Genomic DNA, 13,086 nt, shown 5'->3' with positions numbered 1-13,086 from the left:
CCCGGATCACTCCCACTCGATGGTGCCCGGCGGCTTGCTCGTCACGTCGAGGACCACCCGGTTCACCTCGCGGACCTCGTTGGTGATCCGGGTGGAGATGCGCGACAGCACGTCGTACGGCACCCGCGCCCAGTCGGCGGTCATGGCGTCCTCGGAGGTCACCGGCCGCAGGACGACCGGGTGGCCGTAGGTGCGGCCGTCGCCCTGCACGCCGACCGAGCGGACGTCGGCGAGCAGCACGACCGGGCACTGCCAGATGTCGCGGTCGAGACCGGCGCGGGTCAGCTCCTCGCGGGCGATGGCGTCGGCCTCGCGCAGCAGTTCGAGGCGCTCGCGGGTGACCTCGCCGATGATCCGGATGCCGAGGCCAGGTCCCGGGAACGGCTGGCGCCAGACCATCGCCGCAGGCAGGCCCAGCTCCTCGCCGGCCCGCCGCACCTCGTCCTTGAACAGCGTGCGCAGCGGCTCGACCAGCTGGAACCTGAGGTCCTCGGGCAGCCCGCCCACATTGTGGTGGGACTTGATGTTCGCGGTGCCGGTGCCGCCGCCGGACTCGACGACGTCCGGGTAGAGCGTGCCCTGCACGAGGAAGTCCACCGGCCCGTCGGCGAGGATCGCGCGCTGCTCGTCCTCGAAGACCCGGATGAACTCCCGGCCGATGATCTTGCGCTTCTCCTCCGGGTCGGTGACGCCCGACAGCGCCTTGAGGAAGCGCTCCGAGGCGTCCACGACGCGCAGCTTCACGCCGGTCACCTCGACGAAGTCACGCTCGACCTGCTCGGCCTCGCCCTTGCGCAGCAGGCCGTGGTCGACGAAGACGCAGGTCAGCCGGTCGCCGATGGCCCGCTGGACGATCGCGGCGGCGACGGCGGAGTCGACGCCGCCCGACAGCGCGCAGATCGCCCGGCCGTCGCCCACCTGGGCGCGCACGGCCTCCACGGCGTCCTCGACGATGTTGAGCATCGTCCACGAGGGGCGGCAGCCGGCCGCCTCCAGGAAGTGCTTGAGCACCTGCTGCCCGTGCTCGGAGTGGAGCACCTCGGGGTGGAACTGCACGCCGTACAGGCCGCGTGAGGGGTCCTCCATCGCGGCGACCGGCGTGGCGTCGGTGGCGGCCGTGACGGCGAACCCTGCGGGGGCGCCGACGACCGAGTCGCCGTGGGACATCCAGACGGTCTGCCCCACCGGCAGTCCGGCGAACAGCAGGCCCTCCTGAAGGACCTTGAGCGCGGTCCCGCCGAACTCGGCGGCGCCGGTCCTGGCGACCTCGCCGCCGAGCGCCTGGGCCATGGCCTGGAAGCCGTAGCAGATGCCGAAGGTCGGCACCCCGGTCTCGAACAGGCCCTGCGGGACCGGCGGCGCGCCCTCGGCGTACACCGACGAGGGACCGCCGGACAAGATGATCGCCTTGGGCTTCTTCTCCAGCATCTCGGAGACCGGCATGGTCGACGGGACGATCTCGGAATAGACGTGGCACTCACGCACCCGTCGCGCGATCAGCTGCGCGTACTGCGCGCCGAAGTCCACGACGAGGACCGTGTCGAACTCGGACACTGGAAAGGACCCCCATGAAGGCAGCGAGGCGGTTGAAGGGAGCGGCGGTAACGCCAGTCTATCGGCGCGGTGATGCGTCCCGCCCGCCCGCGCCTGTGGCCCTCCGGGCGGCGGTCGCCTCCCGGTGAGGCCCCGGCGGCGGGGCCCGGGCCACCGGCCGGGGAGCGCTCAGCCGGCCCGCCGCCCGGCTCTTCTCCGCGCGTGGGTGATCACCGAGATCTCGCTGCTGGCCAGGGCGTCCGTACGCTCCCGGAGGGCGGGGCCCGCGGCGTCGCGCTCCGGCACCTGCTCGATCACCTCGAAGCCGTGCTCCTCCAGCAGGTCCGCCGCCTCTCGCGGGCTCAGGAACGTCAGCCAGGGCTCGCCGCCCCCCGCCACCAGCGGCATCAGGGTCTCGGCGTACGCCCGGGCGCGCGGACCGCGCAGGGCCTCGGGCAGCACGTGGTCCACGACGATCTCGCTGCCGGGGGCGAGGCGGCCGAGCCCGGTCAGCGTACGCGCGACGGCCTCGCCGGTGAGATAGGCGGTCACGCCGAGCCAGCTCACGAACGCGGGCCTGGCGAGGTCGAACCCGTGCGCGACGAGCCGGTCCACGGGGCACTGCCCGGATTCCATGTCCGCGGGGACGTAGGTGAGGCGGGGCGGCGCCGGAAGGCCCGCGCGGGCCAGCGCCTCCCGCTTCCAGCTCTGGGTGCCCGGATGGTCCACCTCGACGACCTCCACCGGCCCGGACGACCGGCAGGCGTAGGTGTCCAGCCCCGCACCCAGGATCACGTACTGGCGGACGCCCCGCCGTACGGCGCGGGCCAGGCGGTCCTCGGTGTAGCGGCTGCGGCTGACGACGGCCGCACGCAGCCCGGCGAGGACGGGGTGGTCCGCCATCTCGCGGTGCAGGCGCACGTAGTCCTCGGCGCACTCGCCCAGCAGGGCGTACGCGAACGGATCATGGAAGACGACCGGCTCCCCGTCGACGATCAGGTGGGCGGCGCGCGCCGCCGCCGTGTGGAGCGCGGTCCCGCTGGGTCCCTCGGTCTGCACCCGTCGAGCGTAGACCGCCTCAGCGATCTTGACGATAGGTCACAGGCCGTGTGCCCGCGCGCCGTGCCGCAGCAGTTCGAAGGCGGTGCCGGCGGCGGCGACGGCCTCGCCGTACACCTCGCCGGCCGTCCGGCCGGACGCCAGCGCCGCGTAGTTGTCCCTGGCCAGGATCTGCCGGACGGTGACGTACTGCGCGGCCACCAGTCGCGGCGTCAGGTGCGGCACCGGACGGGACGCGCGTGCGGGAGCGCGGGGCGCGAATCCCGCCGCCTCGCCCATCGCCTCCGCCAGCGCCTCCGTCTCCGTCGCGGCGTACTCGGCCACGCGGGACGCCAGGCTGGGAGTGTCGAAGACGAGGCGGTGGTAGGCCAGCACCGCCGGGTGGTCGCACAGGCCGGTGGTCGGCTCGCGGGCGTCCAGCCCGGCCATGAAGGCGTCGTGCAGCGCGTCCAGCGGGGCCCGCCCGGCCGGGCGGGCGCGCACCACGGCGGCCGCCTCTCCCCTGTGGTCGGCGATCCGCTGCAGGACCAGATCCTCCTTGGAGGGGAAATACCGGAACAGGGTGGGTTTGGAGACCTCCGCCGCGGCCGCGATCTCGGCCACGCCCACCCGGTCGAAGCCGTGTTCCAGGAACATCGCGATCGCGACCTCGGATATGGCCCGGCGGGTCCGCTCCTTCTTCCGCGTCCGCAGCCCCTCGACCATGCGCACAGGCTAGCAGCACCGCAAGGAAAGTTAACTCGGTTGCATTTGTAACCGAGTTGCTGTTCCATGCCTCTACGGAACCCGGGGGAAGGAGACGGCGGATGACCCCGCTGGAGGAGGAGCAGGCGTACGCCGAACGCTGCGAGGAGGGCCTGCGCCGGATGCTGGACGGCGCCCGGCACAACGTGATCACCGGCGAGACCGTGGCGGGTGACCGCTACAGCGCCGAGCGGCTGGGCCGCCATCTCAAGAGCCTGGCGAAGGAGCTGAGCGAGGACGACGGAGGGCCGCCGTTCTTCGGGCGCCTCGACTTCGGCCCGGGCGTGGGCGAGCACGCCGGGCGTCGCTACCACATCGGCCGCCGCCACGTCTCCGCCGACAGCGGCCGGCAGCCTCTGGTGATCGACTGGAGGGCGCCGGTCTCGCGGACGTTCTACCAGGCGTCGGCCCGGGATCCGCGAGGCGTGGCCGTACGGCGGCGCTTCGGCTGGGCCGGCGGCGAGCTGACCGGCTTCGAGGACGAACACCTCGATCGCGGGCCGGATCGCGGGCCGGATCGCGGGATGGACACCGGTGGCGCGGGCCGCATCCTGACGGCCGAGATCGAGCGCCCCCGGGTCGGGCCGATGCGCGACATCGTCGCCACCATCCAGCCGGAGCAGGACGACCTGGTCCGCGCCGACCTGGACACGTCCCTGTGCGTGCAGGGCGGGCCGGGCACCGGCAAGACCGCCGTCGGCCTGCACCGGGCCGCCTACCTGCTCTACGCCCACCGCAAGCGGCTGTCGCGCGGCGGTGTGCTCGTGCTCGGCCCCAACCGGGCCTTCCTCGGCTACATCTCCGCGGTGCTGCCGGCCCTGGGCGAGGTCGACGTCGAGCAGACCACGCTGGACGCGCTCCTCGCCCGGGTCCCGGTCAGGGGGACCGACGGCACGGACGCCGCCGTGGTCAAGCACGACGTGCGCATGGCCCGGGTGCTGCGCAGGGCGCTCTACCTGCGTGTCCGCGAGCCCGCGGAACCGCTCGTGGTGGCCCACGACTCCGTGCGCTGGCGGGTCGGGCAGGACGAGCTGCGCCGCGTGGTCGAGGAGACCCTGCGCGAGGCGATGCCGTACGGCGTGGGCCGCGAGCGCGTCATCGCCCGCGCGGCGTCACTCGTGCGCAGCCGGGCCGAGTCGCGCGGCCGGACGATCGACACGGCGTGGACGCGCCGGACGACCCGGGCCGTCGTCGCCGCCGTGGACGCCTTCTGGCCGGCCGTACGCCCCGAGGAGGTGCTGTCCGAGGTGCTCGGTGACTGCTCGGAGGCCGCCGAGGGCGTGCTCACCGCGGCCGAACAGGCGGCGATCACCTGGGCGAGACCGCCGCGCACCCACCGGAGCGCCAAGTGGACGACCGCCGACCTGATCCTGCTCGACGAGCTGGCCGGCCTGATCGAGCGTCCGCGGGGACACGGCCACGTGATCGTCGACGAGGCGCAGGACCTGTCGCCGATGCAGTGCAGGGCCGTCGCCCGGCGCAGCGAGCACGGCTCGCTCACCGTGCTCGGCGACCTGGCGCAGGGCACGACCCCGTGGGCCGCCCGCGACTGGGGCGAGCAGATGGCGCATCTGGGCAAGCCGGACGCCACGGTCATGGCGCTCACCATCGGCTTCCGCACGCCCGCCGCCGTCGTCGAGCTCGCCAACCGCCTGCTGCCGGAGCTCGCGGTGGACGTGCCGCCCTCCCGGTCCTTCCGGCGCGACGGCCGGCTGCGCGTGCTGCGCGGGGACGACTGCGCGGTGGTGACGGCGGTGCGCGAGGCGCTCGGCCACGAGGGCTCGATCGGCGTCATCGCCGCCGACGCGTCGGCCGGCCGCGTGCGCGCCGCGCTCACCGACGCCGGTCTGGCCGTCGCCGAAAGCCTCACACCCGGCCGGTCCGTACGGGTCTCCGTGGTGCCCGCCACGCTGTGCAAGGGTCTGGAGTACGACCACGTCGTGCTGGCCGAGCCGGCCGAGATCGTGGAGGCCGAGGAACGCGGGCTGGGCAGGCTCTACGTGGCGCTCACCCGCGCGGTGTCCCGTCTCGACGTGGTGCACTCCCGTCCGCTGCCGTCCCCCCTGACGTGACGCCCACGATCGGCAGGCGCAGCGCGCCCGGCGCCGACGCGGGGACGACCGGCCGCGCGGGCGCGACCGGCGTGAGCCGCACGTACGCCGAGCCGAGGGCGGGACGCGGGTCCGGCTCGCCCTTGTTGGGCCACAGCGCCATCGCGCGCTCGGCCTGGGCCGTGATCGTGAGCGAGGGGTTCACGCCGAGGTTGGCCGACACGGCCGAGCCGTCCACGACGTGCAGGCCCTCATAGCCGTAGACGCGGTGGTAGGCATCGATCACACCGTTGTCCGCCGAGTCTCCGATCGCGCAGCCGCCGAGGAAGTGCGCGGTCGCCGGCTTGTCGAACAGGTCGAGCCAGGAGCCGCCGGGCAGTCCGCCGATCTCCTCGGCCGCCATGCGGACGGCCTCGTGCCCGGCGGGGATCCAGGTGGGATTCGGCTCGCCGTGGCCCGGGCCCGCTCTGAGCTTGCCGCCCCGCAGCGAGAGCGTGATCGAGTTGTCCTTGGCCTGCATTACCAGGGCGATGATCGTGCGCTCGGACCATCTGCGCTGGTTGAACAGCCGGGGCAGCAGGTGCGGCCGCCGCAGCGCCGCCCCGAGGAACTTGAGCCAGCGCGGCGCCCGCCCGCCGCCGTCCACGAGCAGCGTGCGCAGCAGGCCCATGGCGTTGGAGCCGTCGCCGTACCGGACCGGCTCGATGTGCGTCTCGGCGTCCGGATGGATCGAGGAGGTGATCGCCACGCCGTGGTTGAGCTTGCCGCCCTTCGCCGTCAGCCGCTCGAAGCCGAGCAGAGCCTCGGAGTTCGTCCGGGTCAGCGCGCCGAGCCGCGGCGAGATCCGGGGCAGCGTGGTCGCCCTGAGCCGGTGGAGCAGGTGCTGCGTGCCGTACGTCCCGGCGGCGAAGACCACCTGGGCGGCGGTCAGCGTGCGGGTGGGCCCGAACGGCCCGGTGCGCTTCACGGTGATCTCGTAGCCGCCGTCGACCGGCCGTACGCCGGTCACGGTGGTCTCCGGGTGGACCTTCGCCCCGGCCTTCTCCGCGAGGTAGAGGTAGTTCTTGATCAGCATGTTCTTGGCGCCGTGGCGGCAGCCGGTCATGCACTCGCCGCACTCGACGCAACCGCGGCGGCGCGGGCCCACGCCGCCGAAGTAGGGGTCGTCGACCTCGACGCCGGGCTCGCCGAAGAACACCCCGACCGGGGCGAGGTGGAAGGTGTGGCCGACGCCCATCCGCTCGGCGACCTTCTTCATCACCTCGTCGGCGACCGTCACCGTCGGGTTCTCCCGCACGCCCAGCATCCGTCGTGCCTGGTCGTAGTAGGGCGCGAGCTCGGCCTTCCAGTCGGTGATGTGGCTCCACTGCGGGTCGTCGAAGAACGGGTCGAGCGGCTCGTAGAGGGTGTTGGCGTAGACGAGCGATCCGCCGCCGACCCCGGCGCCGGCCAGCACCATGACGCCGGCGGAGCCGCGCAGGACGTGGATGCGCTGGATGCCCTTCAGGCCGAGCGCGGGCGCCCACAGGAAGTCCCTGGCCCGCCAGGAGGTCTTCGGCAGGGTCTTCTCGTCGAACCTGCGGCCGGCCTCCAGGACGCCGACCCGGTATCCCTTCTCGGTGAGCCGCAGCGCGGTCACGCTGCCGCCGAACCCCGATCCGACGACCACGACGTCGTAGTGCAACGCCCCGCCCTTTCTCACTTGAGGTGGAGCCGTTTCATCGTCTTGAGCAGACCCGCGAGCGTGTCGGCGTATTTGTCGTAGGTCATGCCGAGGATCGGCTCGAAGCCCAGCCAGGTGGCCTGGCTGGCCACCGTCTGGACCTCCGTGTACTTCAGCAGGCCCTCGGCCCCGTGGCGGCGGCCGAGCCCGGACGTCTTCATCCCGCCCATCGGGGCGTCGTAGGAGGCGTACGCCGAGCCGTACCCCTCGTTGATGTTGACCGTGCCCGCCTTGATCCGGGCGGCGAGGCGGCGGCCCCGCGCGACGTCCTTCGTCCAGATCGAGGCGTTCAGCCCGTACGCGGTGTCGTTGGCCAGGTGCACCGCCTCGTCCTCGTCCCTGAAGCGGTAGAGCGACACGACCGGCCCGAACGTCTCGTCGCGGCAGACGGCCATGTCCTCGTCCACGCCGTCGAGGATGGTCGGCTCGTAGAAGAACGGGCCGAGGTCGGGGCGCGGCCGGCCGCCCGTCAGCACCGTGGCGCCCTTGGCGACCGCGTCCTCGACGTGCGCCGCGACCCCGTCGAGCTGCCTTCGGGACGTGAGCGACCCCATGTGCACGTCCCAGTCGAGACCGGGGCCGATCTTCATGTTCCGCACCGCCCGCACGAACCTGTCGCGGAACGCGTCGGCGACCGCCTCGTGCACGTAAAGGCGCTCGATGGAGATGCACAGCTGCCCGGCGTTGGCGAAGCAGGCCCGGATCGCGCCCTGGGCGGCCACGTCGAGGTCGGCGTCGTCGAGCACGATCATGGGGTTCTTGCCGCCGAGCTCGAGGGAGCAGCCGAGGAGCCGCTTGGCCGCCTCCTCGGCGATCCCGCGCCCGCCGCGCGTGGAGCCGGTGAACGCGACGTAGTCGGCGCCGTCGATCAGCGGCTCGCCGATGTCCTCCGGATCGCCGAGCACGACCTGCCAGATGTCGCGCGGCATGCCCAGCTCGGCGAGCAGTTCGATGGTCCACAGCGTGGACAGCGGGGTCTGGATGTCGGGCTTGTGCACCACCGCGTTGCCCGCGAGCAGCGCGGGAACCACGTCGGTCACGCCGAGGGCCAGCGGGTAGTTCCAGGGGCTGATCACCGCGACCGCGCCCTTGGGGTGGCGCAACTCGGCCGTGCGGGTGGCGATCGGGAAGATGCCCTGCCTGCGCTGCGGCTCCAGCAGCCCGGGCGCCCGCCGCGCGTAGTACAACGTGCAGCCCGCCACGTCGAGGAGTTCCTCGTACGCGTGACGCCGCGCCTTGCCGGTCTCCCACTGCACGATGTCGAGCAGCTCCTGGCGGCGGTCGAGCATCGCGTCGTGCAGCCGCAGGAACGGCCTGATCCGCTCACTGACCGGCAGCGCCGCCCAGGCCTCCTGCGCCGCCCTCGCCCTGGCGTACGCCGCGCGGACGTCCTCGAGGGTGGAGATCGGGACCTCGGCCAGGACCTGGCCGGTGAACGGCGCGAGGATCTCCCGTGTCTTGCCTTCGGAGGAGACGTGCGTGAGGATCCGGTCGACCATGGCCGCGTCGAGCGTCCGATTCATGGCACCCATGGCGGAAGAATATTCCGGCCCTCCGCTCGTGACTACCGGCAAGTAATGATTCGGGCGCCGACGTCCCTCCGGTCAGGTGGTCAGCACCGTGCGGAGGAGCTCACCGAACTCGGCGGGGTGTGTGGTGAGCCCCGTGTGCCCGCCTGGGAAGTGGACGAGCTCCGTGCCGAACCGCTCGGCGAGGAAGGCCGCGGGACGGTAGGGCAGTTCGCCGCGCGAGTCCGCTCCGGCCGCGAGCACGAGCCGGTCCGACAGGGCCTCCAGACGGTCCACGTCCGGCCTGTACGCCATGAAGCTCGGCACGATGCGCCCGAGGAAGTAGGGCATGTCCGCCATCGTCCGCTCGGCTCGGGCCGCCGCCTGCGGCGGTAGCTCCACGGCCGCCGGGAGCTCGACGGGGTCGCCGGGCCGTCTGAGGCCGGCCGCGAACACCGCGGCCGCCGGCATCGGCCCCTCCCTGCGGAAGGTGTCCCGGACGCGGGCGAGCAGCGCCCGATGCTCCGCGGCGTCCGGCAGCACCTCCACCACCGGCGGCTCGTGCGCCACGAGGCGTTCGATCCGCTCGGGACGAGTGGTGAGCAGATGCAGCCCGGCGATCGCGCCCGAACTGCAGCCGACGACGCGGGCGGGCGCGTCCGGGGACAGCAGGTCCAGCAGCCGAGACGCGTCGGCGGCGTGCCGCTCGACCCGCTGCTCGGCCTCCGGGTCGTCGAGGGGGCTGCGGGACAGGCCGCGCGGGTCGTAGGACGCGACCGTGTAATCGGCGGCCAGGGTGTCGGCGACGCCGTCGAAGGCGGCCGCACCGCCCGTGCCGCCGGGGATCAGCAGCAGGAGCGGGCCCTCGCCGCGCACCTCGTAATGCAGAGTGGCGCCGTCCACGCGCAGACGGCCGATGGTCGGGCCGGTCATGCCGGGTCTCCTTCGTCGTGTGCGGGCCAGTGCCGCAGGAGGGTGTGCAGGGCGTCGAGGCAGCGGATCCAGGTGTCCTCCGCCGGGCGCGCGTACGCGAACCCGCCCGCGGCCTCGAGGCTGGTGAAGCCGTGCAGGGTGCTGCGCATCAGCCGGACCGCGTCGGTCAGGTCGGGTTCCGCCAGCGTGTAGGCGCGCAGCATGCCGTAGGTCAGCTCGACGGCGCGTCGCGGCCCGGGCGCCCGGGCCGCGAGTTCGGGATCGATCTGTATCGGGATCTGCGTCGCCATGTATCGGCCCGGGTGGTCGTGGGCGTACTGCCGCCAGGCGTTCGCGTACGCCACCAGCGCGTCCTTGCCGGCCCGCCCGGCGATCGCCTCCGCGATGCGGAGGGTCTTCTCGTCCGCCGCCAGCAGCGCGATCCGCCCGCGCAGGTCCTCGAGGTTGCGCACGTGCGCATAGAGACTGGCGTCTTTCACCCCGAGCCGCCGCGCCACCGCCGACATGGTCACGTGGTCGAGCCCGACCTCGTCCGCCAGCTCCGCACCGGCGAGCGTCACCCGATCCGCCGTCAACCCCGCCCGCGCCATACTCGCGCCACCCCTCTCCCTAGGGCAATTCGCCCTTGCCTAATGTTCCTAGATAATGTCTAGGAACTCAAGCCGCCTCGGGCGTCGGCGCCGCACGTCCCTCGAAGCGCCGTCCCACGATCGCCGCGGTAACGATCATCGCGCCACCCAGCCCCCGGAGGGCGCCGATGCTCTCCCCCGCGGCCATGAGGGCGAAGGCGGTGGCGAACAGCGGCTCGGTCGCCAGGATGAGGCCCACCCGAGTCGAACTGGACCGGCGGGCCGCCCAGAGTTGCACGAAGAACGCGTACGACGTGCCCAGAACGCCCAGGTAGGCGATGAGGAGCCAGTTGCCTGCACTGACGGACCCCGCCGCCCGCCAGACCGGTGTGCCGGTGAACCCGGAGGTCAACGCGGCGAGGGCGAACACGACCACGAACTCCACCAGCGTGAGGTTCGGCAGCGACTGAGGGGTGGTCCTCTTGGTCTTGCGGCCGAACAGAGTGATCTGGGTGGCCCGCACGAACGCCGCCGCCAGGATGATCAGGTCACCGGGGCGGGGATGCAGGCCGTCCGAGAGGAGGAGCAGACCACAGCCGGCGAGTGCCGTGGCCGTCGCCGCGTACACCATGAGCGGCTGCCTGCGACGGCTGATGATCCGCTCGAAGACGGGGACGAGGATGACCGAGACCGTGATGAGAAAGCCCGAATTGGCCGCCGAGGTGTGCTGGACGCCGACCGTCTCCAGGATGAGGATCCCGTACAAGAGTGAGCCGAACGCGACTCCCGAGAACACCTCGGAACGAGACAACCTCGACAGGGTGGGCGCCGCCATGAGCACCATGGCCGGGATGGCCGTCAGGAAGCGCAGCGCCAGGAAGCTCGCCGCGGACACGGATTTGCCGACGTCCTGCATGACGACGTAGCTCGACCCCCAGATCACCGCCACCAGCAGAACGGACAAGTCGGTCGCCAAGAGCCCCCGCCCGCCTGCGCGGGAGGGCTTGCCGATCGTCTGCGCCATCGACATCCGTCTCTCCTGGCTTTGTCGGGGCGACCCACGATGCCAGTTAACTGACAGACTTGTAGAGTATATTAGACACCGTGGGCAGCCTGACTCCACCCAACGGGCATCCTGACGCGAAGGGGGAGGAGCGGGCGCAACGAGTCCCACTGGACTCACCTTCCTCCCTTCTGTATCTGTGATTGAGAGGTGTTCATGGAATCCGAAGAAACGTACGACAAGCTCATCAAGTTTCTGAATCAGCACGGGGCGACCTATAGGCTGATCGATCATCCGCCGGAAGGGCGGACCGAAATCGTCAGCCCGATGCGCGGAAACGACGTTGCGGATGCCGCGAAGTGCATCGTTGTCATGGTGAAACTCGGCAAGAAGGTCACCAAGTACGTCCTCGCCGTCGTGCCGGGCGACATGCGCGTCGACCTGAACAGCCTCAAGGGGCTGCTGGGCGGAACGTACGCCGCGTTCGCCTCCACCGACATCGCCGAGCGTCTCGCGGGGAGCATGGCCGGCACGATCCTCCCCTTCTCCTTCCATCCGGACCTGGAGCTCATCGTGGATCCCTCGATCCAGGAGAAGGAGGAGATCTTCTTCAACGCGGCACGGCTCGACCGGTCGATGGCGCTGCGTACGAAGGACTACATGGCCATCTGCTCGCCGCGACTGGCTCCGATCGCGGCTCCGGCGAGCTGACCGCGTTCACGGGCCGACGGTCGGCCCAACCCATAAATCGGAGTGCCCAGATTTCACTGCGGGTGTCGGGCCATCGCACCGGTTCATCCTGATACAGGAATGCGAAACGGGATAAACGTGCGGATAAACATCTCACACCGGCAATCCGGCAGGCCGGGAACAGCGAGACCATCGCCGAACGGTGCACCGGCAATGCGGCTTCGGCTGTATGCGGCGTAGCCCAGGGGAATCCGTTGGGGAAGGCGAGCGCGGGCCGTTTCCGCCAGCGGCCGGGTTTCGCCCGCTTTCCGCCTCAGGGCTCGCCGGTGCCGCCGGATCACTGACGGGGGAGCACCGACTGAGGCTCCCGAACATGGAGGATTCGGTCCGGTACGGCACAATCGCGGGCTGGTCCTCCGGGGACTCGACTACGAGGAGTGCCTCGGCTCCATCGAGCGCTCGAGCGGCGAGGTCGGACGCCGCTGACCACGCCCACTCCCGGCTCCTGCGGGCGGGCACGTGATCGCGGGCGGGCACCGTACTCTCGGCAGGGAACGTGTGAACCCCGCTGGACGTGCAGGAGCCGGGACATGGACAGACAGGCAACAGGGGCGGCGAACGGCGTCGGGGCGACCGTCGGAAGTCAGGTGCGCCGGCTGCGGGAGTTTCGTGGTCTGTCGGTGGCCGAGCTGGCACGGTTGTCGGGAGTGAGCAGGGCGACCCTTTCCGGGATCGAGGCCGGGCGGGGCAACCCCACCATCGAGACCATCTCGGCCATCGCCGTCGCGCTCCGCCTGCCCTTGGGCGACCTGCTGGTCGACCCGGCACCGCAGGCGCCGGTGCTCCGCCGGGGCACCCCCCGGCCGGAGGACAGCAGGCAGGAACTGCTCGACCGTATGGGGGCCGGCGGGCTCAGCGAGATCTGGCGGCTTCGCCTCACCGGGACCGGAAGGCGGATCGACAGCCCGCCGCACAGCCAGGGCACGATCGAGCGGATCCTCGTGCTCCGCGGTGCCGTACGGCTGGGCCCGGCCGAGCGCCCCGTGGTCCTGCACAGCGGCGACTTCGTGACGTTCGCCGCGGACGTCACGCACTTCTACGAGGCCACCGAGGACGAGGTGGACGCCGTCGTGGTGATGACGTATCCGGCGGTGCCGTAGTCCCCCGGCCCCGGTCCCCGGCCGCCGGGGGCCTTCCCCCGGCGGCGCGCCCGCTCACATCGCCGCCGCGGCGACCCGCGCGCGGGGCGTCCAGACGCGGTCCTCCGTCACCA

At 71.9% G+C, this 13,086-nt stretch carries 11 protein-coding genes; 3 read left to right on the top strand and 8 right to left on the bottom strand.

Annotated features, from left to right (window positions below; all coding sequences use genetic code 11):
* Positions 1-6 precede the first annotated feature (6 nt).
* The 3 genes from guaA to ACQPZZ_RS06460 form a co-directional block, all read right to left on the bottom strand.
* On the bottom strand, positions 7-1,578 hold the full coding sequence (gene guaA, locus ACQPZZ_RS06470) for a glutamine-hydrolyzing GMP synthase (RefSeq protein ID WP_432934294.1): 1,572 nt from the start codon (positions 1,576-1,578) through the stop codon (positions 7-9).
* Positions 1,579-1,722: 144 nt separating this feature from the next.
* Complete coding sequence (locus tag ACQPZZ_RS06465) at positions 1,723-2,592, bottom strand: class I SAM-dependent methyltransferase (protein WP_432929816.1); 870 nt, start codon at positions 2,590-2,592, stop codon at positions 1,723-1,725.
* 39 nt (positions 2,593-2,631) lie between these two features.
* Entirely contained in the window at positions 2,632-3,297 is a 666-nt protein-coding gene (locus ACQPZZ_RS06460) for a TetR/AcrR family transcriptional regulator (RefSeq protein ID WP_432929814.1), read from the bottom strand.
* Positions 3,298-3,398: 101 nt separating this feature from the next.
* On the opposite strand from ACQPZZ_RS06460, the gene ACQPZZ_RS06455 reads away from it, so the two are divergent.
* Positions 3,399-5,408, top strand: a complete 2,010-nt coding sequence (locus ACQPZZ_RS06455) for a HelD family protein (RefSeq protein WP_432929812.1) — start codon at positions 3,399-3,401, stop codon at positions 5,406-5,408.
* On the opposite strand, the gene ACQPZZ_RS06450 is transcribed toward ACQPZZ_RS06455, so the two are convergent.
* From ACQPZZ_RS06450 to ACQPZZ_RS06430, 5 genes are all read right to left on the bottom strand, one after another.
* Positions 5,344-7,071, bottom strand: a complete 1,728-nt coding sequence (locus tag ACQPZZ_RS06450; RefSeq protein WP_432929810.1) for an FAD-dependent oxidoreductase — start codon at positions 7,069-7,071, stop codon at positions 5,344-5,346. The genes ACQPZZ_RS06455 and ACQPZZ_RS06450 overlap by 65 nt on opposite strands.
* A gap of 14 nt (positions 7,072-7,085) precedes the next feature.
* Positions 7,086-8,642 (bottom strand): succinic semialdehyde dehydrogenase, encoded by a 1,557-nt coding sequence (locus ACQPZZ_RS06445; protein ID WP_432929808.1) that lies wholly within the window; start codon positions 8,640-8,642, stop codon positions 7,086-7,088.
* Between the two features lie 72 nt (positions 8,643-8,714).
* Positions 8,715-9,551, bottom strand: a complete 837-nt coding sequence (locus tag ACQPZZ_RS06440; protein WP_432929806.1) for an alpha/beta fold hydrolase — start codon at positions 9,549-9,551, stop codon at positions 8,715-8,717.
* Entirely contained in the window at positions 9,548-10,141 is a 594-nt protein-coding gene (locus tag ACQPZZ_RS06435; protein ID WP_432929804.1) for a TetR/AcrR family transcriptional regulator, read from the bottom strand. The genes ACQPZZ_RS06440 and ACQPZZ_RS06435 overlap by 4 nt, the downstream gene beginning before the upstream one ends.
* A gap of 67 nt (positions 10,142-10,208) precedes the next feature.
* Positions 10,209-11,150, bottom strand: a complete 942-nt coding sequence (locus ACQPZZ_RS06430) for a DMT family transporter (RefSeq protein WP_432929802.1) — start codon at positions 11,148-11,150, stop codon at positions 10,209-10,211.
* 300 nt (positions 11,151-11,450) lie between these two features.
* On the opposite strand from ACQPZZ_RS06430, the gene ACQPZZ_RS06425 reads away from it, so the two are divergent.
* Entirely contained in the window at positions 11,451-11,834 is a 384-nt protein-coding gene (locus tag ACQPZZ_RS06425) for a YbaK/EbsC family protein (RefSeq protein ID WP_432929800.1), read from the top strand.
* Between the two features lie 569 nt (positions 11,835-12,403).
* A complete protein-coding gene (locus ACQPZZ_RS06420) occupies positions 12,404-12,973 on the top strand; it encodes a helix-turn-helix domain-containing protein (RefSeq protein WP_432929798.1) in 570 nt (189 codons plus the stop codon).
* Positions 12,974-13,086 lie beyond the last annotated feature (113 nt).

It is taken from the genome of Microbispora sp. CA-135349 (assembly GCF_050947365.1).
Lineage (GTDB): Bacteria > Actinomycetota > Actinomycetes > Streptosporangiales > Streptosporangiaceae > Microbispora.
This window is presented reverse-complemented; position numbering and strand designations above follow the sequence as displayed.